Consider the following 24,230-nt stretch of genomic DNA (forward strand, 5'->3'; position numbering starts at 1 on the left):
ATCATGAAAATTGCTCTTTACGCAGGTTCGTTTGATCCTCTTACAAACGGTCATCTTGATGTTTTAAAAGGGTGTTTTGTGTTAGCTAATAAGGTGGTCGTCGCTATAGGTATACAGGGTGACAAAAAAGCACTCTTTAGCTTTGAAGAGCGTGTTGGTTTTATTACCCAAGTAGGGAAAGACTTTTTCGGTGCAGATTCTAATCGGTTGCAGGTTCTTTCATTTAATAACCTTCTCATTGACAAGGCACGTGAAGTTGGTGCTTCATTTCTCGTTCGCGGATTACGTGATGGTACTGATCTTGATTATGAAATGCAAATGGCAGGGATGAATGGCATTCTGGCTCCTGAATTGCAAACTGTTTTTTTGCCCGCAAGTGTTTCTGGGCGTGCGATAACGTCTACATTGGTACGTCAAATTGCCTCTATGGGAGGTGATGTGACACCATTTGTGCCGCCCAATGTTGCACAAGCTTTGCGCTCGAAATTCCAGTCTTTAGAGGAGAATAAGTGTGTTTCGTAGAATTTTGGCTGTTTTGATATGTGTATTTTGTTTTTTTTCATTGTCCGCTGTCGCTGGTAATTCTAGTCCAGCGAGTGATTCAAGCCTTCTTGTTTTATCTCTCAACAACGGTGATGTTGTTATTCGCCTGCGTCCTGATTTGGCGCCAAAACATGTTGCGCAAATCAAAAGATTAACAGAGGAGGGGGCCTATAATAATGTTGTGTTTCATCGTGTAATTCCTGGCTTTATGGCGCAAACTGGTGATGTAGAATTTGGAAAAAAAGGCAGTAGAGATTTTGATCTGAAACGCGTTGGTATGGGGGGATCAAATTATCCCAATATACCGGCTGAGTTTTCAAAGCAGCCATTTAAGCGTGGTACTGTTGGGATGGCACGTTCACAAGATCCAGATTCCTCGAATTCTCAGTTCTTCATTTGTTTTGATGATGCTGCTTTTTTAAATGGTCAGTATACGGTTGTTGGGGAAGTAATAAAGGGGATGGATGTTGTTGATAAAATTAAAAAAGGTACCACAAGTAATAATGGATCTGTAGAAAATCCAGATGTTATTAATGCTGCTACTTTACAAGTTGATAGATGAAGCAAAGGAGCTTTTCATATGATTGAGGATAAAAATCCGGAAAATACTTTAATTCTTGAAACAACAAAGGGCAGAGTTGTTATTGAGCTTTTTGCTGATTTAGCGCCTTGTCATGTTGCACGTATCAAAGAACTTGTCCGTGAAGGTGCTTATGATAATGTTATTTTTCATCGCGTTATTGATGGCTTTATGGCGCAGACTGGAGATGTGCAATTTGGAAAGAAGGATGGTGAAAAATTCAATTTATCACGTGCTGGTATGGGGGGGGCAGAAAAACCAAATTTAACAGCAGAGTTTTCAAATCTTTCTCATAAGCGTGGTACAGTTTCTATGGCACGGAGTCAGAATCCAAATTCTGCTAATTCTCAGTTTTTTATTTGTTTTGCAGATGCTCCGTGGCTTGATCGTCAATATTCCATATGGGGGCAGGTTGTTGAAGGTATGGAAAATGTTGATAAAATTAAACGTGGTGAACCTGTTGCAGACCCAGATTCAATTACCAAAGCCATTATTGCTGCGGATGTAGAATAGTATAAATTATACTAGTTTCAATTGTAAGTTGCTAAGAGAAAATTCTCCTATCTGATATAGGGTGGCGATCAGTGATTACAGCTTAAATTCCTAACAGAGTTCAGCTGCTATGCCTTTATTCTTTCTACCAAGTTTCTTTTAATTTATGGATTTAGAGAATTTTGTTTGCTGTATTGGGGAAAGGTTGTAATTTGTTTGGGTGTTTTCTCGAACGAAGAGACCGCTCAATTGGGTGGAAGACGTAAAGATGAAAATAAAAGGCTCATCTTGCTCTCTCCTTTTTAATTCAGCTTTACTTTTTCAAAAGTATCTAAAGCAATGTCTTTTAAATAATGAAGATGACGCATTGCCTTATGCTTTGGTTCCTCTTGTTTTTTAATAAGAGGAACACTCATTACGTGGAATAGAGCGTCCCAAATAGAGTTGCGCATTTACGCGCTTTTTTAAAGAAACATCTCTCAGTGTATGCCAACATTCATTTAAACTCCCTCATCTTTATGCTTGTGAAGGAGCAAGCCAGTATCATCATATGCTTTTTTCAGCCTCCAATGTTATAACAGAGCCTTTGGTATGTGTAGTTTGACAGTAAGTTTCGCAGTAAGTGGGAAGAGGTGGGATTAGTTAGGAATGCGTGATAATTTACTATTTTATGTATAAAATTTAGCATTAAATGCGTATTTTGTCAAAATGGATTTTGACACTTGAAATTGCCAAAAAGAGCTAAAAATAACGAAATTTGGAATTTTGGAGCAAAAATGATAAAAGGCTTTGAAAGATCTTTTAAAATCCTTTGAAGATTTTTAAAAAGTCTGTGAAATCCCAGAAAACCGCCTTTGAAGACCCTTTGAGAGCCCCTTAAAAATCATTTAAAAAAAATAAATTGATGCAAAACCCGATGATAAGCTACAGTATGTGAGAATCTTAAAAAAATAAAAGTGCTTTTTTAAAGTTTTTTTATTTACACGTTAATCTCTCTTGTGATGTGCAAGAAAATAATTTTAGTTATTTTAACATATACAGATTTACAATAAGAGAAGCTAGCTCTTCATTCAACATATAGAAATGAATTATTATTATAAATCAATGTATTGATGATGTTTCTAAATATTGTCGTTAATAGAATATTCTATCAAAGTTTGGCTTTTGCATTTTAATACGGTTTGTTCAATGTAATTTGAGTATGAATAGCCCATTTTATTGTGCTTACTATTTATAGGGTTCGTCGTTTTTTAAAATTGTTTTTGCGTTTCATAATAGGTGGTTCATTTTATTTTTATCCCATGTGGGTAATGATCTTACAGTTTAATTAAGGATTTTTCCTGTTAGATTGAATGAATTATTTTTTCATGCTTGTGCTTTTTAAAAAATTTTGATGAATCTATCAATGTGGATGATACAAGGTAAGGTTTTAAAATAGAGTATTACATTTGTGATGTTGGTTGTCTTGTACAATCTGGAGAGCCTTTTAACGCCATATTATACGAATATATTGCGCAAGATAATGAAAATAAAATCGTGATTTTTTTATTTGCAATTGCAATGGAGCAAAGATGTAATCTCTAGGCTTTTGTTTTATGAAGTTATATCTAAATAACTTTAGAGATAGGTTTCTTTCTAGATTAGTACATTGATTTATAATGGATAAATTATTATTTTTTCCATTGAAAGAGCGCTTTGAATATTGTAAGATTTTCTTATTTCAATTTCTCTTATATTGACTTCTTCTCCATCCTAAAGGGTGAGTTTTCTACAAGTGTCGGTTTGTAAGCCTTTCTTTTTTCACGGTAGGGGTCTCTTACAGATTATTCATGCGGTTGAATTAATCAAAATCATCCCTTTTGCTCGTCACAAATGAGATTGGCGTGGGGAAAAACTATTGGAAAAAGCTCCCTTTTATGAATTATCTCAAGGGCTATCTCAATGTTGTGAACGGATAAATGATAATATGCATTTGCACTTTTATTAAGCGTAAGGCTCTCGGTGCCCGATAGATGAAAACTTTTTATCTGTAAAAGTTAAAGAATATTGTAAGTTGTACAATGCGTTCATAACTTTCTTCTATTCGTACGAAATTATTACTTATGAAAGTACGTAAAGATGAGATTGTTGAGATAATAATTTTGCAGTTCTGTTAAGGCTTTAGTGCGTTAAGCATAGGTATTTTGAGGCGTGATATTATAAGGATTTTACTTGTTTTCTGGAGCTAGATTATCACTTTTATTATGTTGATTTCTTAACAAGAAATGTTCTTTTATCTCGTTTAATTTTTGATGCTGATTACAATATTGAGCGAATCAAAAATTAATTCATAAAGCTTATGATAATGCTCGTAAGGGGATATCTTTTTTCTTTCTATAGAGATATGCATTGATGGAATCAAAAAGACGAGAGTTATGATAAAGACATTTCATTATAGAAAAATTGCTCAAGATGGGTATGCACGTCGAGGCGAAATTATAACGGGGCGAGGATGCGTTCGTACACCCGCATTTATGCCAGTTGGGACGGCAGGAACCGTTAAGGCTATGTATATGGATCAAATTCGTGATCTTGGTGCAGATATCATTTTGGGGAATACTTATCATTTAATGTTACGTCCAGGAGCTGAACGTGTTGCACGTTTGGGAGGATTACACGAATTTTCACGCTGGAGCGGACCTATTTTAACTGATTCTGGAGGCTTTCAGGTGATGTCGCTGGAGGGAATCCGTAAAATTACTGAACAAGGTGTGATTTTTCGCTCTTACATTAATGGAGCTTACTATGAAATGAGTCCAGAGCGTTCTATCGAAATTCAAGGGCTTCTTGGTGCGGATATCCAGATGCAGTTGGATCAATGTATTGCATTACCTGCCACTGAAAAAGAAATGGAAGAAGCTATGAAACTTTCATTGCGGTGGGCGCTGCGTTGTAAAACAGCTTTTGGGGATCAGCCAGATAAAGCATTGTTTGGGATTGTTCAAGGGGGTGATAATATGAAACTGCGTGAGCGTTCTGCTCAAGCATTAAAAGAAATGGATTTAAAAGGTTATGCTATTGGAGGGCTTGCTGTTGGTGAGCCGCAGAGTGTTATGACAGCAGTATTGGATACTACTTGTCCGATTTTACCAGAGGATAAACCACGCTATCTTATGGGAGTAGGGACACCTGATGATATTTTACAAAGTGTTGCTCGTGGTATTGATATGTTTGATTGTGTTATGCCGACGCGTGCAGGACGTCATGGTTTAGCTTTTACCCGCTTTGGTAGAATTAATTTGCGTAATGCGCGTTATGCAGAAGATCCACATCCTCTTGATCCACAGTCACTTTGTCCAGCAGCACATGATTATAGTTGTGCTTATTTGCATCATTTGATCAAATCTGGTGAATCTCTTGGGGGGATGTTGTTGACTTGGAATAATCTTTTTTATTATCAACAACTTATGCAGGGAGTTCGTGATGCCATTGAGGAAGGTTGTTATGCTGATTTTTGCGCTGAAACGCGTGCTCTATGGGCACAAGGGCGCTAAAATATTAATCGAAATATAGCACCTCATTTTTTTATTGAATTTATTCTCGCACTTACAAATTTAGCTAAAAATATGAAATTAGAAACATCTTCCAAAATTATAAAATTCCACTATCTTAAGATATAACAGTGCGGTTTTATAGGGCACATATTCTTTTTCTAAGTACTATATAAAACAGAAACTGTTACTCCGGTACGCGCTACCTGATCCGGAGAAAAACAGTTTATTTCTGTTTCTGATGACTGTTTACAGCAACAATGTTAATGAGGCGTTAGCGAACTCTTAAAGAAATATGAAAATTGTATTTTTATGAGCTACTTTGTGTTTTTTATTACTAAAGGTAAAGAATGGTTTATAGACAGTCGAACAGATAAACTCTTAGAAAATTAAGATAAAAATGAAATAATATTACAATCTTTTAAAAATATACTTTTAAATTTTAGTTTTTTCATTTCTATATATTAATATAAGTATTATTTGAAACATTCTTATGTAATTTTATGTTAAAATATTTTAAATTATTAATTTATAAAAATAAAAAATTTAATTACTATAATTATCGATTTATAAAATATCGATAATTATATTTACAAAAACTTATCATATTACTTTTTATTATGTTTATAGAATTTATTCGAAAATAATCATAATATATTACATGAATATTTTAATTTACAGATGGTGCTTTAGATGAAAAACTATTTGATGTTATTTAGATGAGTGACGGGTAAATGTACCTAAAATAGAACTATTTCATAAATGTAGAAATCAAGCAATATTATCATGAGAATTTTTAGAGGATTCTAAAATAGCTCATAAGGATGGCGTAAAGTTGAAATTATAGCTTATTGATTTGGAGGATGTGCATTCTGGTAACAAAAACAAAGAAACAATAAGTTTGGGAGAAAGTTTATATTTGTGTCAAGATAATGATTGAAATATTGATCACTTGTTTGGAATTCATTATTCGACTAATTTTAGGATGAATGTATAGTATATCATCTCAAAATAAAGGTTTCACAGAAAAAGAAGAATTTTGGAATGGTTAAAAAGAATAGACAAAGTTCATGATCTGACAGAGTTGATAAAAATAGTTGAATATATCTGTAGTCTTTAAGCTTACAATGATTCTCTATTAAAGAATCTGACTTAAATCTTTATAAAATGCTTTATATGTCGAAATGTTTATAAAATTTTATTGGGGACTATTGGGCATGCGTATAACAATGTTTTGAATTTTTGTTTGTGTGTATTACAGATATCTACAGTTAAAACTCCTATCCAGAAGTGATGATATGAAGGATTTTTATCAACAAAAGGTTCTTGCATTGGGAATTGATTCGAGAATACGGCGTTTAATAATTTTAGCTCTTGCTGTGGGGAGTTTTGCTATTGGTACTGCAGAGTTTGTCGCAATGGGGCTACTACCAGAGATGGCACGAAGTTCCTATGTTGATATTCCTACCGCTGGTCAATATATTTCTGCTTATGCATTAGGAGTTGTGATTGGAGCACCTCTTTTAGCTGTGGCAACAGCTCAGGTATCACGCAAAACTGTTTTGATAGGATTGATGCTTTTTTATGCTTTAGCAAATATCGCTAGTGCCTTTTTTTCTGATTTTAGCATATTAGTCGTATTACGCTTTCTCAGTGGACTTCCCCATGGAATCTATTTTGGACTTGCGGCTATGGTTGCCTCTTCAATGGTCGAAATGAAAGAACGTTCTAAAGCTGTTGGATATGTTATGCTCGGCTTAACAATTGCAACCGTTTTGGGAGCACCCAGTGCTACTTGGATTGGTCAACTTATTGGTTGGCAGATTGCTTTTATCCTTGTGGGTATGATTGCTTTATTGTGTAGCTTGCTTATTTGGAATTTTTTTCCTTGTGATTCAATTTTTCCAAAAACGAATCCTTTGCAAGAAATGGGTGCATTAAAGCAAAAGCAGGTGTGGTTTCTTTTGTTGATGGTTTCGGTGGGAGCGTCAGGATTATTTTCTGTTTTCACTTATATCAAGCCAACGTTAATGCATATTTCTGGTGTTTCACTTGAGTTGGTACCATTTATCATGCCTTTAGTTGGATTGGGTATGGTGGTAGGAAATCTCTTGGGGCCTAAATTAGCCGTTAAAATTGGTATTTCGCCGATGATATTTTTTTCTATGCTTTGGAGCGTATTTGTTTTTTTTCTTTTTTTCTTTTTATCCTATGCTCCGTTAACAGCGGCAATAGGATGCTTTTTTGTTGGAACTTCTTTTGCTGCTATGCCTTCTATACAAACAAAAATTATGGATGTTGCACTACAGGGACAGATTTTGGCAGGAGCATTAATGCAGTCTGCTTTTAATATTGCCAACGCTCTTGGTGCAGAATCTGGAGCATTAGTTTTAAAATTGGGCTATAGTTATGAATATACAGCTGTTTTAGGAAGTGTTCTAACTTTGTGTGGATTAATGGTTTTTTGCATCTCATGGTATATGGAGAAGCATGCTTAATATTTTTCATTTTTTAAATGAAGAAGGAATTTTTATATTTATTTTTAGTTATTGGAATGTCCTGTTGGTTTTTTTAATATGCAGTAAGAAATGCGCAGTGCTAATGGAATAGCAAGACAAAATAAAAGACCCATAAGCACTATAAGAAGAGTTTTTGCTGCTAAGATCATTCCTATTGTTCCTCCAGGATTAAAGAGGCCAGCAAGATTGGTGATAACTCCTGCTAGAGTTGCACTTAAGGCCGCTGAAAATAGTTGTACAGAGGTAAGGGATTCACTGGCACGGAGAGCATCTTCATCATTTGCACATTGTAAGATCCTTGTGAGCAAATGTGGCCATGCTATGCCCGCACTGATTCCAATAGAAAACAGTGCTAAGCAGATCATAAAAATATATTCAAGTGTGGAAACTTCTGTTGGAATGAGCCATAAAAGAATAGCTATGCCTAATAGTTTTAATAGGGGGGAGTATATAATGATGTTGCGAATTTTTTTTGCCGATACACCAGCGCTTGAGAGGGCTCCACATGTCCATCCTAGGCTCATAAGTGCTGCTATGTAACCAGCAAGAAGTGGAGTTTGTCCATGAAGCTCTTGAAGAAAAAGTGGGAAATAAAGCTCCATACTATATACGACTGTCGTCATAACGAGTATTAATGCGTAAACAGGAAAAATTTCAGAAGAAAAAGAAAAGGATTTGCGTGGCAACATAGGATGAAGGGTAGATGATTCGATTTTTGCTAGGACAAAGAGGAGACTAAGTCCGATAACTAATCCGCAAATTTTGGCCATTGTTGTGTCCATAGCTCCTCCAACAGAAATGATAAAAATCAATAAGGTGAGTGTGAGAAGCTGGAGCAGAGGGAGAGGGGTTGTTGGAATATAATTTTCATTCTTTTGGGGTAAAAATTTAAAGGCTATGAGTGAGAATAATATAGCTAATGCACCAATGATCCAAAAAGATGCTCTCCACATGCCATAATATACAGAAATTCCTCCGATTGCTGGTCCTAACAAGGTTGATATTCCCCACATTCCAGAGATGACACTTAATGCGTGTGACCATAAAGATGGACTGAAAACAATACGTACCATGGAATAGGATAAGGATAACAAAGAACCACTTCCAAATCCTTGAATAAAACGTCCTATTAAAAATAATGGCATAGATGAAGAAATGCTGCACATGAAAGTGCCTAGGGTAAAGATAAGTCCAGAGAGAACATAAGTGTTGCGAGGACCTAATTTCCCTAATATTTTTGTTGCAAGTGAAGTCCCAAGAAGTGAAGCTGTAATAAAGACAGTTGCCACCCAAGAATAATATATTTCATTGCCAATATGATTCATAAGAGAGGGCAAAATAGTAATAACAATATAAACGTTGGTAGCGTGTAACACAACACCGCCTATAAACGTCAAAAAGCAAAGACCATTTTTACCTAATAAAAGCGCAGACCAGCTTTGTTTTTTCACTGTTTTTGCTATTTAATAAAATTTATCCTCTTTTTATTTATAAGGCAGTTCTTTAAATTTGCCAAGAGAAATTCAAAGCTCTAAACAGAGCTTTGAATTTTAATTGAGTAATAACTTAATTGCCCATTGCTTTTTTGAGATTCTCATCAATTTTATTGAGGAAACCTGTTGTAGAAAGCCACTTTTGTTTAGGCCCAATCAAAAGTGCGAGATCTTTAGTCATAAAACCTTCTTCGACGGTTTTAATACAAACTTCTTCCAATGTCGTGGAAAAGTTTTTTAACTTCTCATTGTTATCTAGTTTAGCACGGTGCGCTAGTCCACGCGTCCATGCAAAAATAGAGGCAATGGAATTTGTTGATGTTTCTTCACCTTTTTGATGCTGACGGTAATGGCGTGTTACGGTGCCGTGTGCTGCCTCTGCTTCAACAATTTTGCCGTCAGGTGTCATGAGAACAGAAGTCATGAGACCCAGAGAACCAAAGCCTTGGGCAACAATATCAGATTGGACATCACCATCATAGTTTTTACATGCCCATACGTATCCACCTGACCACTTTAATGCAGAAGCAACCATATCATCAATAAGACGGTGTTCGTAATATAATTTACGGTTTTCAAATTCAGTTTTAAATTCCGTATCGAATATTTCTTGAAAAATATCTTTAAAACGACCATCGTAAGTTTTTAGAATGGTATTTTTTGTTGAAAGATAAACTGGAACATTTCGTTGTAGTCCATAATTAAAGGATGCGCGGGCAAAATCACGAATTGACTCATCAAGGTTATACATAGCCATGGCAACCCCTGCGCTTGGAGCATCAAAAACATCATGTTCAATAACTTGATTATCATCACCGACAAATTTAATACTTAATTTTCCTTTTCCTGGAAATTTAAAATCTGTTGCTTTGTATTGATCACCAAAAGCGTGACGTCCGATAATAATTGGCTTTGTCCAGTTAGGAACAAGGCGAGGGACATTTTTACAGATAATGGGTTCGCGAAAAATGACTCCTCCTAAAATATTGCGGATTGTGCCATTAGGTGATTTCCACATTTTTTTTAGGTTAAATTCTTTAACGCGTGCCTCATCAGGTGTGATGGTTGCGCATTTTATACCAACCCCATATTTTTTGATAGCATTGGCAGAATCGATAGTTACCTGATCATTGGTTGCATCACGATTTTCGACGGAAAGATCATAATATTTTAGATCAATGTCGAGGTAGGGATAGATTAATTTATCTTTGATATATTTCCAGATGATGCGGGTCATCTCATCCCCATCAAGTTCAACAACGGGGTTTTCTACTTTGATCTTTACCATTAGAAGTCCTTTTTTTAAGTGATATCACTTTATAGCACTTTTAGATTTATAATGAAAAGTAAAAACAAGGGGAAAAGAGCATTCAAAAACGATATTAACAATAGAGTAATTTGAAAGAAAAAAATCATCTTTTCTTTTTTAGTAGTGGAGTCATAATTTCAAATTAAAAAGGTAAGTTATTTGGAGAATAGCCTTAATTTTTTATAAAGATTGCTTTATCTGACATTTTGGAGTTTCATGCATTACAATACTTGTTTCTAAAGCTTCATAAACTTAATGTGGAGAGTAATCAGTGTAAAAAGTTTAAATGAGTAAGTTTTTTAAGGAGCATGAGAGTTTATTTTAATTGATATTGCAATATTGATTCGTTTGTGTAATCTTAGTTTAAATGCACAGAGGTGTTTTGTGGATAAATTACATTAAACACCAGTGTGATAAAGAGGGGAAAGCTGATGGGTATATAAAAGTTTAAAGGGCTCGTCATAATTTTTTCTCTAAATTTGACTTTTTTTTAAATATTGAAGTAAAAGCAATAAAATAGTTTTATTTCATTATAATTTAATAAATTTAAGTTAGAATTATATTTAATATTTTTTTGAATTTACTTAAGAGCGCGTTGAAAGGATTAACTTAATCATGTCGCATAAAAATATTTATTCTGCTGTTTCAGTATTAATTGGAGCCGCTGCCCTTTTTCTTATAGCTGGCATTTCTGCAAATGCGCAAACTTTATCGCAAGGTTGGTACAAAGTTTGTAGTAAGCAGCATGATGTTGATATTTGTAATACAATGAATACTGTATTATCGAATACGGGACAACCTTTAACGGCTTTTAATCTTGTTGAAATAAAAGGAAAGCAAAATGAAAAACGTATAGGCATTCAAGTGCCGACAGGTCGTTTTTTGCCAGAAGGTGTTCACATTAAAATTGGTGATGATTTCTCTAAAAAAATCCCTTATGTGATTTGTAATGGACCAAGTTGTATTGCCAATGATGTTTTAGATGATAAGCTTATAGCAGCTATGAAAAGTGGTACAAAAATGGTTGTAACTACAGTTAATTTTCGTGGTTCAGCTAATCCTATTGAATTTTCTCTGAATGGATTTACAGCTGCTTATACCGGTCCTGGTATGGAAGAAAAAGATTTCCAACAAGAACAAATAAAGCTTCAGCAGGCTATTCAATCAAAGCAAAAAGAAATTGAAGAGCGTATGCGGGCTGAGCAAGAAAAAGCAAAACAAAAATAACCATAGAATTGGTTAAAACTTTTTTATAATTGTTTATTTAAACCGCCACATTTTTTGTGGCGGTTTTTATTTTCTTAATTTTTTGAAAGAGTTCTACGTTTCCACCAACCAATACGCTCAGTTTTGGGATTATCGTTAGATGTTGATGAGATAACAACGGGTTGATTGATTGTTTCTGCAATTTGGGAAAGAGAGGATTCGACAACTTTCTTCATCTCTATTGCAGTTTCTTTCTCTAATGTTTTTTGTATTTGCATTATCTCTTTAGAGGATGACTTTTTGCGTGTTCTACGTGTTGATTTTTTACTATTTTCAGGAGTTTTACCCTCTAACTCATGAATAGATTTATCTGCTTTTTTTGTTTTAAGTTTACGTGCAGAATTGGTTTTAGGCTTTTCTTCAAGAGATTTTTGTCCTGTGACATTTTGATCATTCTCTAGAGAAAGTTGACTTTCTTCTGCTTTTGAAGAACGTGTTTTACGTTTTTTAGGTTTAATACTTGTGTCAACTTTTGTCGTTTCATCTTGTTTTTGTATATCTAGAGCTTGTATATCATTTCTTATTTCTTCAGATTCAAAACACTTAGAAGATGGAACACGACGTTTACGATGCGCTATTTTAATCTCTGCTAAAGCTTGCTTAGCAAAGTCTCCCACTGGTTCTGCGTAAGGAACACGAAGCTGAGGAAAACTACTATCTTGATTGCGTCGACCACCTCGACGTCCTCGGCGACGTCCTCGACGATAAGCATCATCACTCAACGTGTCTTCTTTTTTATGAACGGTGGAGGAAGAAAGATCAGTAGTTTCATCATGATGATTTTTGCGCCGACGCTTTGAGTTTGTTTCAGTGGGAGAGGAATTTTCAATAGTTTCACTCTTTATGAAAACAAAACCTTCAATTTCTTGCTTATTGTCATCTTCCAATGGAGATTCAGAAATATTCTCTGCTATTGTGCCTTTAGAAATAATAAGATGTTGCGTTCCAATACTATCATCTGCCTCAATACTAATATTAAGTTTAAAGCGTGTTTCTAAATTAACAAGAATATTGCGTTTGTGATTTAATACATAAAGGGCTGTTGCTACCGGTGTACGCACGATAATATTATATCGCGAATTATGAAGAAGATATTCTTCAATTGAGCGCATGACATGTAAAGCAATTGATGATTCAGAACGTATAGTTCCTGTTCCTGCGCAATGTGGGCAGGGCTGTGTTGTACTTTCTAAAACCGATATGCGAATACGTTGACGACTCATTTCTAAAAGGCCGAAGTGTGAAATATGACCAACTTGAATACGAGCACGATCATTTTTTAAACAGTCTTTTAATTTTTTTTCGACCAGTCGCACATTCCGTTCTTCAAGCATGTCAATAAAATCAATTACAATTAAACCAGCAAGGTCGCGTAAGCGTAATTGACGCGCTATTTCTTCTGCAGCTTCAAGATTAGTTTGTAAGGCTGTCTTTTCGACAGAAAATTCTCTCGTAGAGCGGCCAGAATTTACGTCAATAGCAACAAGTGCTTCTGTTTGATTAATAACAAGATAACCTCCAGATTTTAAAGAAACCTGTGGTTGCAACATTTTATCAAGTTGAATTTCAATATTATTTCTTGCAAAAATGGGTATAGGATCACGGTAAGGTTGCACAACTTTTGCATGACTTGGCATGAGCATACGCATAAAGTCTTTCGCTTCACGATATCCTTGGTCTCCAGAGACAAGAATTTCACTAATGTTCTTATTGTAAAGATCTCTTATAGAACGTTTTATGAGATTGCTTTCTTCGTGGATAAGGCATGGTGCCGTTGACTCGAGTGTCAAAGTGCGAATAGTATCCCATAACCGCATAAGATATTCGTAATCGCGTTTAATTTCAGCTTTTGTTCTATTGGCGCCAGCTGTTCGTAAGATAACGCCCATACCCTTTGGAACGGATAATTCTTTTACGATTTCTTTAAGACGCTTACGGTCTTGCACATTCGTAATTTTTCGTGAAATACCACCACCGCGTGCTGTGTTGGGCATTAGAACAGAATAACGACCTGCTAGAGATAAATATGTTGTAAGCGCAGCTCCTTTATTACCACGTTCTTCCTTGATAACTTGTACTAACAAAATTTGACGTCGTTTAATCACTTCTTGAATTTTATATTGGCGTCCTTGTTTTTTTTGATAAGTTGGGAATTCTTCGCGGATGTCCTCAGCACCGACCATTTCGATCTCATCATAAGAGGCATCGATATTTAATACTTCTTCTGTATTATCAATTATTGTCGCTTCAGATGTGATATCATTTTCAATATCGGCTGCTATAACATTGTTTTTTTCACTTTTTTTTGTTCTTCTGGAGCGTTTTTTATTTTTAGTTGCTTCTTCCGTAAAGGTATCTATAGAATTTTCTCCTACAGCTTCTTTTTCTTCTTCTTCAAGAAGAGCAAGGCGATCAGCAATAGGAATTTGATAATAATCAGGATGAATTTCAGAAAATGTTAAAAAACCATGACGATTTCCACCATATTCAACAAAAGCTGCTTGGAGAGACGGTTCTACACGCGTAATACGTGCGAGATAAATATTCCCCTTGAGCTGTTTTCTATGTTCTGATTCAAAATCAAGTTCTTCAATTTTGTTGCCGTGAACAACAACAACACGTGTTTCCTCCGGATGGGAGGCATCTATAAGCATTTTGTTTGACATAAGTTAATATCCTGAAGGCGACATGCACAATTTTATTCAAACGAATGCTATAACTATTCGTAAACATAAAAGGCTGTCTGCCATAAAAGGGAGGTACCAGAAAAACAGGACGGAACACCACGTGCAAAGGCATGACTGCATTTACACCATTTCTCATCATTATTTCCATCTGTTTTTTATGACTCATATTTCTTAAAAGTCTCCGGTAAAATAATCTTTAAAACAGTTCGGATATCCGAACCAACGAATCTTAAGTAATGCAATCCTAATGTTACAACATAGAAATTTTTCATCCATAAAAAAGTCTCAACGCATAATAGACAAAAAACCTCTAAAGACAACTTAATATGAGTTGTAGATAATTTAGATGACTATTATCAGCTAGGAAGCATAAATATTCTTTTATGTTGATATCATGCGTTTGGCAAGTAACAATGTAAATTTGGCAAGTAACAATGTAAATCATGTATAATTATAATATCTTTATGACCTTAATTCCATTTTGAGGTGTTTATTTAGCTTTTATTGAAAAATAGAGATAAATTGGTGTATCGTTTTATGTAACCAAGATAAATTATTACAAAGGTAATGTAGAGTATTTTGCTTATGATAAAAGTTTTTTTTACCAAAAAGCTGAAAACAGCTTATGGGGATATTATTGTGCTCGTCACATACTTTTTATTATCTTTTTTGCTACTCCAAACTAGTGTTCAAGCCGCAGATCCTCTGAGACTTATTAATTTTCGAACCATTGGTGATAGTGTTCATACGCGTATTATTGCGGTTTTTAATTCAAAACCAAATGTTCGTTTACAGATTTTGGACAGGCCCGCACGTTTGGTTATCAATTTACCTACAATTGACTTTTCGATGCAAAATACGCCTTTAAAGAAACGGAATACATTATCTGTTATGCTTTCAGATGTTCGTTATGCTTTCTCTGACATACAGACTTCACGCATTATTTTGACAAGTAAAACGGCTTTTGTGGTTGAAAAAAATGTCGTAAAAAAATTAAATAATGGTTTATGGCAGTTGCTGATTGATATTCGTAAAAGTACACAAGAAAAATTTGATGAGATATTAAAAAAACAGCAAAGAAGCAATTTTGATACAAAAACACAGTTAATGCCAGCATATAATTTCCGTGTTGTCCTTGATCCTGGTCATGGTGGTATTGATGGTGGTGCACGGGGTGTTACTGGAATTTTAGAAAAAGATGTGACTTTAGACTTTGCGCGTGCATTGCGAGACGAATTACAAAAGGATTCTCATATTACCGTTGCTTTAACACGAGATTCCAATATTTTTTTAAGACTAAGTGAAAGAGTTAAAAAAGCGCAAGAGTTTGATGCTGATCTTTTTATATCTATTCACGCGGATACGATTGATCTACATTCTCTTCGCGGTGCCACAGTGTATACCATATCAGACAAAGCCTCTGATGCCATTGCAAAATCTTTAGCTGAAAATGAAAATAAAGTTGATTTGCTTGATGGTTTGCCTGCAGATGAAACGCTCGAAGTTACAGATATTTTGATGGATCTTACACGACGTGAAACACATACATTTTCGGTTAATTTTGCAAATAGTGTTATTTCGAGTTTATCAAAGAATCATATTAACTTGATTAATAACCCACATCGGTACGCTAATTTTCAAGTTTTAAGAGCTTCAGATATACCCTCAGTCTTGATAGAGATAGGTTATTTATCCAATAAAGAGGACGAAAAGTTATTAAATGATCCTCATTGGAGAAAACAAATGGCAGCCTCTATTGCTCATTCTATTCGTCAATTTGCTGATTATAGGCAGAAAATGATACAGCCTCTTTAAATTTGTGAGAAAATAGAGTATCAATAGGGGCTTCTAGTGTACCCTAGTATAAATAAAAGATAGAAAACAATTTCTCTTGATCTCAATCTTGTGGTGTTATCCACTTGGTGTGTTTGAAGTATAACGTATTTTTTTCTTTGATTAATTCTTAAGAAAGCGATAGCCGTTTTTATGATGATTTTTTTAAGATATCTTCTTCGTTTTTTTGTTGCTATTGGACTTTGTGGTGCAATAATGTGGGGTGTTATGACCAGTGGTCAAGCAAATGCACTTCCTGATTATGAAGTTCTTTCACTTTATGAGCCGCCAGTAATGACCCGCGTCCATGCTTCTGATGGTCGTCTTATGGCAGAGTTTGCAACAAAACACCGTCTTTATTTGCCGATTCAATCAATACCAAAGCTTGTTATAGATGCTTTTGTTTCGGCTGAAGACAAGAATTTTTATCATCATTTTGGTTTAGATCCCGAAGGGCTTTCTCGCGCTTTGATCAATAATATTCGTAATATTGGTTCTGGAAGACGTCCAGAGGGTGCATCAACTATAACGCAACAAGTCGCTAAAAACTTCCTTTTAAGTTCAGAAACAACGTTAGAACGTAAATTTAAGGAAGCTATTTTAGCAATGCGTATTGAGAAAACTTATTCAAAAGATCATATTCTCGAGCTTTACCTCAATGAAATTTATCTGGGTCGTGGCACTTATGGTATAGCAGCAGCTTCTTTGACTTATTTTAATAAATCCGTTAATGATCTGACGCTAGAACAATGTGCTTATTTGGCTGCTCTTCCAAAAGGACCAGCAAATTATGATCCATTTAAGAATACACAACGTGCTATTGAACGGCGTAATTGGGTTATAGACCGTATGATTGCAAATGGATATGTAACGCGTGAACAAGGTGAAAAAGCGAAAGCTAAACCTTTAGGAGCGACAATACGTGGGAGTGATAGCTATGTTTTTGCGGCTGATTATTTTACTGAAGAAGTGCGGCGTCGTTTAATACATCGCTATGGGGCTAAAACACTTTATGAAGGTGGGCTTTCCATTCGTACAACGCTTGATCCGCATTTACAACTTATTGCACGACGTGCTTTGCACAATGGATTAATTAGATTTGATCATGCGCAAGGATGGCGTGGAGCTTATGCGCATATTGATGAGAAAGGTGATTGGGGGACAGAACTTGCAAATATCACAGGGCTAAGTGATGTTCCTGAATGGCGTTTAGCTGTTGTTCTTTCTACTAATCCCAACAAAGTAGAGATTGGTTTACAGCCACAGCACGAAGCTTCAGGTATATTATCCCAAAAACGGGAAATTGCTGTTTTATCTGAAGCTGATTCAAAATGGGCTCTCCATGTTGTAAAAGAAAATGGTTATCGAAAAACTGTTCAGAACTTATCTCATGTTCTGCAAGTTGGGGATGTCATTTTTGTTGAAAAACTATCCAATACAAACAACACTTATCGTTTACAACAAATTCCAAAGGTTGAAGGTGCAATTGTTGCTATGGAACCTCATACAGGGCGTGTTCTTGCTATGGTGGGAGGATTTTCTTTTGCCGAATCTGAATTCAATCGTGCAACCCAAGCTTACCGCCAACCGGGGTCTGCTTTTAAGCCTTTTGTTTATGCAGCAGCTCTTGATAACGGATATACACCAGCATCCGTTGTTTTAGATGGCCCCATAGAAGTTCGTCAATATAATGGTGAAGTTTGGCAACCCAAAAATTATGGTGGTACCTTTGCAGGACCTTCAACGTTGCGTTACGGTATTGAGCATTCTCGTAATCTTATGACAATACGGCTTGCCAATGATATGGGAATGCCTCTTGTCGCTGAATATGCAGAACGTTTTGGGGTGGTAGATAAATTGCAGCCTTATCTTCCCATGGCTTTAGGGGCTGGTGAAACAACAGTATTACGGATGGTTACAGCTTATTCCGTTATTGCCAATGGCGGACGCTCTATTAAACCTTCTCTGATAGACAGAATTCAAGATCGTTATGGGAAGACAATTTATCGTCATGATGATCGTATTTGCGAAAATTGTAATACGAATTCATGGAATAATCAAAGTGAGCCCACATTGATTGATGAGCGAGATCAAGTTCTTGACCCTATGACGGCTTATCAAATTACATCGATGATGGAAGGGGTTGTTCAGCGTGGTACTGCGGCACGTTTACGTTATCTTAATCGACATATTGCCGCTAAAACAGGAACAACCAATGACTCTAAGGATGTCTGGTTTATGGGATTTACTCCTGACATTGTCGTTGGTATTTTTGTCGGTTATGATCAACCAGCTCCGTTAGGATATAATGGAACAGGAAGTTCATTAGCTGCACCTATTTTTGGTGATTTTATGGTAGATGCTCTTAAAGGGAAGCAAGATGTTCCCTTTAAGATGCCAAAGGGTATGATTTTAATGCCAATTAATCGAAAAACAGGAATGCTTGCCGAAAGAGGAGATCAAGATGTCATTATAGAAGCATTTAAACCAGGGACTGGTCCTGCTGATATCTATCAAGTCATTGGGAGTACGAATTCTTTTCAAGAAGGTGTTCCTGCAGTAACCACTTCTCCACAAGTCAATAAAGCTCTTGAAAGTGGGACGGGTGGGCTGTATTAATCGATAAATTTTTTTGCCATGAGTTATGGTTTTTATCTATTTTTTACAATGTCGGTTCCGTAAATAGAATGATAAAACCCTACCATTTTCTGATAGCTGCTTTTAAATTTGTATAAAATGCTAAGAGACATAACCAGAAAGAGTATTAAAAAATACGGTGTTAAATTATGCGAGCAGAAATAGAAACATTAGTTGATGAAATCCAGAAAGCAATTCAATTGCTAAGGGGGCATCTTTGACTGGGATCAATCACTAAAACGTCTCGAATATCTTAATCAAAAAGCGGAAGATCCATCCTTATGGGATGATGCGCAACGAGCACAGGATATGATGCGTGAGCGTCAGCGTCTTGATGATTCAATTAATGGCCTTTTATCATTTACAAAAACTCTTGAAGAATGCATTGAGCTTATCGCGATGGGCGAAGAAGAAAGTGATGTTGAAATTATCGCTGAAGCAGAAAATTCAATACGTAATCTTAAAAGTGAGATAGATAAAAAGCAAATTGATGTGCTTCTTTCAGGAGAGGCGGATCCAAATGATACCTATTTAGAAGTTCATGCTGGGGCAGGGGGAACTGAGAGCCAAGATTGGGCTTCTATGCTCTTACGCATGTATATGCGCTGGGCTGAACAGCATGCAATGAAGGTTGAAGTTTTAGAAATTCATGATGGAGAAGAAGCAGGAATAAAGTCAGCGACTATTCTTGTAAAAGGGCATAATGCTTATGGAATGTTAAAAACAGAATCAGGCGTTCATCGCTTAGTGCGGATTTCCCCGTTTGATTCGAATGCAAAGCGCCATACCTCTTTTGCAAGCATTTGGGTTTATCCGGTTATTGATGATAATATTGAGGTTGATGTTTCAGAGGCAGATGTGCGGATTGATACATATCGTGCATCAGGAGCAGGAGGGCAACATGTTAATACGACAGATTCTGCCGTTCGCATCACACATATAAAAACGGGTATTGTTGTTCAATGTCAAACAGAGCGTTCTCAACATAAAAATCGCGCTACGGCTTGGTCGATGTTGCGTGCACGGCTTTATGAAGAAGAGCTTAAAAAAAGAGAAGAAGAAACCAATGCTGCTGAATCTTCTAAAACAGAAATCGGATGGGGACATCAAATTAGATCTTATGTTCTTCAACCCTATCAGCTTGTCAAAGATTTGCGTACAGGAATTGAAAATACTGATCCACAATCTGTACTTAATGGTAACTTAGATGTATTTATAGAAGCAGCGCTTGCTCGACGCATTTATGGACAAGATAAAGAAATTGAAGATATTAATTAATTATATATCATCCTTCAAGGATGCAAATTTGTTTCTTAAGTTGTTCATTTTACTGAGGTTGTGATTTACGGTAGCTCTTGATACTTGAGAGGTTCAAAGAGGTATTCTCTTTTTTCCTTTCTTCAAGTTTTTTCTCACACGCCAATCCTGCTATATAAACGAATTGATTTATAATGATAATTCACTGTTTTGCCTATTGAATGAGAATCCCGCATATCGTAAGATTCTTTCATTTCAAACTTGTTTATGTTGAATCAATCAAAATCACTACTTTCACATAACAAACGGGATGAGTGTGTGGATAAAAATTATAGAAAAAAGGACTCAAAATGGCTCTTATGAACTGTCTTAAGTACTAGGAGCGATCTCAATCATCCACGAGCTGGCAAAGTGTGTGATGGTGCCGGCTTGTTTCTTCACAAGCGTAAAGATGGGGGTGCTCAATGGATTTTTTATTATTTCATGGGAGATTTATCATTATACCATTCACGAGGTGTCGTCGTGAAATGGATTTTGGAGGCAGATGTCTCTTTAAAACAAGCTTGTGAATGTGCACCCTAATGGCGCTTCTGTTTTACGTGAGGGGCGTGATCCTATTAAAGAACGCAATAAACAAAAGCGTGAGATAATAAGCAATCTCCATTATTTAAAAGATATTGCTCTAGAGACTTTTGAAAGTCGTAAAACCGAACTAAAGAATGATGGCAAAGGTGGCAAATGGTTTTTATATTTACGGCTTTAATTCTCCCACAATTAGGCTGTATTTCCGTTTCAGAGATTACACAAACAGAGATACACAATATCTTGCTCTTATTTGGCATACAAAAGCTGGCGCTGCTTACAAAGCTCTCATTTCGTTTCAATCGTTGTCTCAAACATGCTGCTGCACTATGACGGATGCAAGTGAATTGATTTTGATTCATTCAAAATAAGAAGAATTTACGATATTCAGGAGGATAATTTAAATGTAGAATAATCAGTTGTTCTTATAAAGCAATATATTATAAAAATTGAAACCATTGGAAAAATTAATATCAATTGGGAAGGAAAACTTTTGCTTTTTAAGATAAATCAAGCATTCTCTTTACAAGTCACCATTACTATGTAAAAGTGTTGCAGCAGCTAAAACATTCTCAGCATGTCCAGATACACTTACTTTGCGCCATTCTTCTGTTATTATTCCATGTGCATCAATTAAAAAAGTGCTCCGTTCAACACCCATATATTTGCGTCCATACATACTTTTCTCCACCCAAACACCATAAGCTTCAAGGGTCCTTTTTTCTTCATCAGAAACCAAGATAACATCAAGTTCATGTTTTACTTTAAATTTATCATGTTTTTTTACATTATCTGGAGAGATTCCAATAACAACAACACCAATTTCATCAAATTTTGTCTTTAATTTTGTAAAATCAAGCGCTTCGCTTGTGCATCCACTGGTATCATCTTTGGGATAAAAATATAAAACAACAGTTTTTCCTTTAAAGTCAGAAAGACATACTGTCTCTCCTCCATCGCGTGGTAAATTAAAATCAGGAGCAAGAGTACCTTTCATTGAGTTTATCATTTTTTTATCTTTCTTTTTAAGCGCAAAGATGAATCACTAGCATACAGAGAAGGAATAAAGTTTCAACTCTCTAAAATAGAATTATTTTAAAGACTTTTTCGCCATCATATAAAATTATTCTGTCATAAGAATTAAATTAAAAAATGAGGGAAGAAAGCGTAAGAAAGATCAATATCATGGATATAAATATAGAATGAATGAGAAATCAATAGATTATAGCGGTTTGATCAAAATATGTTTTTTCTTTCCGAAAGAAAGTTTAATGATTCCTTCTGCTGTCACATCTTTTTCAATAATAAGGTGTGTTTCATCCTCAATAATTTGATCATTAACACGTACGCCCCCACCTTGAACGTGTCGGCGTGCCTCACTATTAGATTTAGCAAGTCCTGCTTGTACTAAAAGAGTGAGCAATCCAACACCTTTTTTTAATTTTGAGGAATTAATTTCAACAGTTGGAAGATTTTCTCCCAGAGTTTTTTCTTCAAACGTTTTGCGAGCCGTTTCTGCAGCTTCATCGGCAAGAGCGCGTCCATGCAACATTGCTGTAATTTCTGTTGCAAGAATTTTTTTTGCTTCGTTAATTTCAGTTCCTTGTAATAGAGAAAGTTTAAGAATCTCATCCATCGGTAATGGAGTATAGAGCTTTAGAAATCGTGTTACATCAGCATCTTCTGTATTGCGCCAGTATTGCCAAAATTGATAAGGTGAAAGCTTATCCGCATTCAGCCATACAGCCCCATTCAATGATTTACCCATTTTGGCACCGGAAGAGGTTGTCAGCAATGGTGATGTTAACGCATATAATTGCGGTGTTCCTAAACGATGCCCTAATTCAATTCCGTTAATAATGTTGCCCCACTGATCAGAGCCGCCCATTTGCATACGCAACCCATAACGTTTATAAAGTTCAACAAAGTCATAAGCTTGCAGAATCATATAATTAAACTCTAAGAATGACAAAGAGTGCTCACGCTCAAGTCTGAGTCTGACAGAATCAAATGACAACATACGGTTGACAGAAAAATGCTTTCCTACATCACGCAAAAATTCTAAGTAGTTTAAATTGCATAACCATTCAGCATTATTCACAATACAAGCATCGGTTTCTCGGTCACCGAATGTCAAATAGTTAGCAAATACCTTTTTAATACCATCAATATTTGCAGCAATATCATCTTGTGTCAGAAGGCGTCGCGCTTCGTCTTTGAAGGAAGGATCACCAATCAATCCGGTCCCTCCACCCATTAAAGCAATGGGGCGATGACCCGTTTTTTGTAACCAATAAAGCATCATAATCTGAAGAAGACTTCCAGCATGTAAACTTGATGCTGTTGGATCAAATCCAGTATAAGCGCTTACAGTTTCTTTTGAAAAAAGATCATCTAAGCCTTTTTCATCTGAAATTTGGTGGATAAAACCACGTTCGCTCATAATATGTAAAAAATCAGATTTAAAGGCAAACACAGATTTAATTTCCTAATTTAAGAGTGCATTTATTGTATATAACAGGCGATTATATAATAAGTTATTAATGTGTTATCTATCATAACTGACGCACACCTCACAAGAGAAAGAGACATATTGGTAGTATAAAGATAATAACACAGGTATTATTTCTTTTTTACGCTAAAAAAGAGCCTTCTTAGTAATAGAAAAAAGGTATTCTGTTACTCTCATTTCTATCCTGAAATAAAATTTAGAAAAGTTTTAATATAGACTGAAAAAATACTTTGTTATGATCAGGGACGATTTTTGCTAATTTTTTATAAATCTATCGTATTTTCCTAAGTTAGTGAAAGTACTTCAGAAGGAGGAGCGAGAAGTTCATTGGAGATATGGTTATCCAAATAGTGGGCACATCGCTCAATAAGTTCTTCATGACATCCACTGAAAAAGTGATTAGCCTCTTCCAATATTTCTTGTGTGATGATGATACCTTTTTGTGTTTTTAATTTATCGACAAGTATTTGAACATCTTTTGGAGGGGCAACTTTATCGATACCGCCATGAATGATAAGTCCAGAAGATGGACAAGGTGCAAGAAATGAAAAGTCATAAACATTAGGCTGAGGAGCAACTGAGATAAATCCCTCAATTTCCGGTCGGCGCATTAAAAGCTGCATACCAATCCATGCTCCAAATGAGTATCCTGCTACCCAACAATTTTTAGAGTCTGGATGTTGTGTTTGCACCCAATCCAGAGCAGCAGCAGCATCTGAAAGTTCTCCTATTCCATAATCAAATTCACCTTGACTACGACCAATACCACGAAAGTTAAAACGTAAAGTTGTAAAGCCACGTTGTTGGAACATATAAAAGAGGTCATAGACAATTTTATGATTCATAGTTCCACCAAATTGGGGATGAGGATGCAAAATGATCGCAATGGGTGCATTTTTTTGTTGTGAAGGTTGATAACGCCCTTCGAGCCGACCCGCAGGACCGTTAAAAATAATTTCTGGCATAAAATGCTCCTTAATGCAATAAAAG

Annotated in this window: 15 protein-coding genes and 1 pseudogene; 10 read left to right on the forward strand and 6 right to left on the reverse strand. The window is 35.7% G+C overall.

From position 1 onward, the window contains the following. Positions 1–3 precede the first annotated feature (3 nt). From coaD to ACFIM1_RS06045, 5 genes are all read left to right on the forward strand, one after another. A complete protein-coding gene (coaD, locus tag ACFIM1_RS06025) occupies positions 4–522 on the forward strand; it encodes a pantetheine-phosphate adenylyltransferase (protein WP_375606667.1) in 519 nt (172 codons plus the stop codon). Then, on the forward strand, positions 512–1,105 hold the full coding sequence (locus ACFIM1_RS06030; RefSeq protein ID WP_375609465.1) for a peptidylprolyl isomerase: 594 nt from the start codon (positions 512–514) through the stop codon (positions 1,103–1,105). Before coaD ends, ACFIM1_RS06030 begins: the two co-directional genes overlap by 11 nt. Positions 1,106–1,123: 18 nt before the next feature. Then, a complete protein-coding gene (locus tag ACFIM1_RS06035) occupies positions 1,124–1,636 on the forward strand; it encodes a peptidylprolyl isomerase (RefSeq protein WP_375606665.1) in 513 nt (170 codons plus the stop codon). A gap of 2,393 nt (positions 1,637–4,029) precedes the next feature. Next, positions 4,030–5,148 carry a tRNA guanosine(34) transglycosylase Tgt gene (gene tgt / locus ACFIM1_RS06040; RefSeq protein WP_375609466.1) on the forward strand — a complete coding sequence of 373 codons (1,119 nt, stop codon included), beginning with the start codon at positions 4,030–4,032 and terminating at the stop codon, positions 5,146–5,148. 1,295 nt (positions 5,149–6,443) lie between these two features. Then, positions 6,444–7,643, forward strand: a complete 1,200-nt coding sequence (locus ACFIM1_RS06045) for an MFS transporter (protein WP_375606662.1) — start codon at positions 6,444–6,446, stop codon at positions 7,641–7,643. Positions 7,644–7,687: 44 nt separating this feature from the next. Here ACFIM1_RS06045 and ACFIM1_RS06050 read toward each other — a convergent pair whose 3' ends face one another. Both ACFIM1_RS06050 and ACFIM1_RS06055 read right to left on the reverse strand, forming a co-directional pair. After that, positions 7,688–9,115 (reverse strand): MFS transporter, encoded by a 1,428-nt coding sequence (locus ACFIM1_RS06050; protein WP_375609467.1) that lies wholly within the window; start codon positions 9,113–9,115, stop codon positions 7,688–7,690. A 115-nt stretch (positions 9,116–9,230) separates the two neighbouring features. Continuing rightward, positions 9,231–10,445: an NADP-dependent isocitrate dehydrogenase gene (locus ACFIM1_RS06055; RefSeq protein ID WP_375606660.1), complete on the reverse strand. Its 1,215-nt coding sequence runs from the start codon at positions 10,443–10,445 to the stop codon at positions 9,231–9,233. Between the two features lie 636 nt (positions 10,446–11,081). Here ACFIM1_RS06055 and ACFIM1_RS06060 point away from each other — a divergent pair. Beyond that, entirely contained in the window at positions 11,082–11,693 is a 612-nt protein-coding gene (locus ACFIM1_RS06060) for an invasion associated locus B family protein (protein WP_375608379.1), read from the forward strand. A 74-nt stretch (positions 11,694–11,767) separates the two neighbouring features. Here ACFIM1_RS06060 and ACFIM1_RS06065 read toward each other — a convergent pair whose 3' ends face one another. Beyond that, positions 11,768–14,398, reverse strand: coding sequence for an Rne/Rng family ribonuclease (locus ACFIM1_RS06065; RefSeq protein ID WP_375609468.1), 2,631 nt, complete (start codon positions 14,396–14,398; stop codon positions 11,768–11,770). Between the two features lie 606 nt (positions 14,399–15,004). Here ACFIM1_RS06065 and ACFIM1_RS06070 point away from each other — a divergent pair. From ACFIM1_RS06070 to ACFIM1_RS06085, 4 genes and pseudogenes are all read left to right on the forward strand, one after another. After that, complete coding sequence (locus ACFIM1_RS06070; RefSeq protein WP_375609469.1) at positions 15,005–16,234, forward strand: N-acetylmuramoyl-L-alanine amidase; 1,230 nt, start codon at positions 15,005–15,007, stop codon at positions 16,232–16,234. A 171-nt stretch (positions 16,235–16,405) separates the two neighbouring features. Beyond that, entirely contained in the window at positions 16,406–18,871 is a 2,466-nt protein-coding gene (locus tag ACFIM1_RS06075) for a penicillin-binding protein 1A (protein ID WP_375609470.1), read from the forward strand. A 167-nt stretch (positions 18,872–19,038) separates the two neighbouring features. After that, a protein-coding gene (prfB, locus tag ACFIM1_RS06080) for a peptide chain release factor 2 (protein ID WP_375606852.1) occupies positions 19,039–20,167 on the forward strand; the annotation gives its coding sequence in 2 pieces (ribosomal slippage) (positions 19,039–19,107 and positions 19,109–20,167; 1,128 coding nt in all). Between the two features lie 462 nt (positions 20,168–20,629). Next, a pseudogene (locus ACFIM1_RS06085) lies at positions 20,630–21,058 on the forward strand (hypothetical protein); the annotation flags it as partial. A gap of 193 nt (positions 21,059–21,251) precedes the next feature. Here ACFIM1_RS06085 and ACFIM1_RS06090 read toward each other — a convergent pair. The 3 genes from ACFIM1_RS06090 to ACFIM1_RS06100 form a co-directional block, all read right to left on the reverse strand. Then, on the reverse strand, positions 21,252–21,737 hold the full coding sequence (locus ACFIM1_RS06090; protein ID WP_375608374.1) for a peroxiredoxin: 486 nt from the start codon (positions 21,735–21,737) through the stop codon (positions 21,252–21,254). Between the two features lie 213 nt (positions 21,738–21,950). Next, positions 21,951–23,204: a tyrosine--tRNA ligase gene (tyrS, locus tag ACFIM1_RS06095; protein WP_375606854.1), complete on the reverse strand. Its 1,254-nt coding sequence runs from the start codon at positions 23,202–23,204 to the stop codon at positions 21,951–21,953. 320 nt (positions 23,205–23,524) lie between these two features. After that, the gene (locus ACFIM1_RS06100; RefSeq protein WP_375606855.1) at positions 23,525–24,205 is read right to left on the reverse strand and encodes an alpha/beta hydrolase; all 681 of its coding nucleotides are present in this window, start codon (positions 24,203–24,205) and stop codon (positions 23,525–23,527) included. Positions 24,206–24,230 lie beyond the last annotated feature (25 nt).

Origin of the sequence: Bartonella sp. AC158YNML (assembly GCF_042196725.1) — a bacterium.
Taxonomy (GTDB): domain Bacteria; phylum Pseudomonadota; class Alphaproteobacteria; order Rhizobiales; family Rhizobiaceae; genus Bartonella.

Bases quoted from the DNA above. Each gene is read 5' to 3' on its own strand.
- coaD (WP_375606667.1), top strand. From the start codon at position 4: ATGAAAATTGCTCTTTACGCAGGTTCGTTTGATCCTCTTACAAACGGT.
- ACFIM1_RS06035 (WP_375606665.1), top strand. From the start codon at position 1,124: ATGATTGAGGATAAAAATCCGGAAAATACTTTAATTCTTGAAACAACA.
- tgt (WP_375609466.1), top strand. From the start codon at position 4,030: ATGATAAAGACATTTCATTATAGAAAAATTGCTCAAGATGGGTATGCA.
- ACFIM1_RS06045 (WP_375606662.1), top strand. From the start codon at position 6,444: ATGAAGGATTTTTATCAACAAAAGGTTCTTGCATTGGGAATTGATTCG.
- ACFIM1_RS06055 (WP_375606660.1), bottom strand. From the start codon at position 10,445: ATGGTAAAGATCAAAGTAGAAAACCCCGTTGTTGAACTTGATGGGGAT.
- ACFIM1_RS06060 (WP_375608379.1), top strand. From the start codon at position 11,082: ATGTCGCATAAAAATATTTATTCTGCTGTTTCAGTATTAATTGGAGCC.
- ACFIM1_RS06065 (WP_375609468.1), bottom strand. From the start codon at position 14,398: ATGTCAAACAAAATGCTTATAGATGCCTCCCATCCGGAGGAAACACGT.
- ACFIM1_RS06070 (WP_375609469.1), top strand. From the start codon at position 15,005: ATGATAAAAGTTTTTTTTACCAAAAAGCTGAAAACAGCTTATGGGGAT.
- ACFIM1_RS06075 (WP_375609470.1), top strand. From the start codon at position 16,406: ATGATGATTTTTTTAAGATATCTTCTTCGTTTTTTTGTTGCTATTGGA.
- ACFIM1_RS06090 (WP_375608374.1), bottom strand. From the start codon at position 21,737: ATGATAAACTCAATGAAAGGTACTCTTGCTCCTGATTTTAATTTACCA.
- ACFIM1_RS06100 (WP_375606855.1), bottom strand. From the start codon at position 24,205: ATGCCAGAAATTATTTTTAACGGTCCTGCGGGTCGGCTCGAAGGGCGT.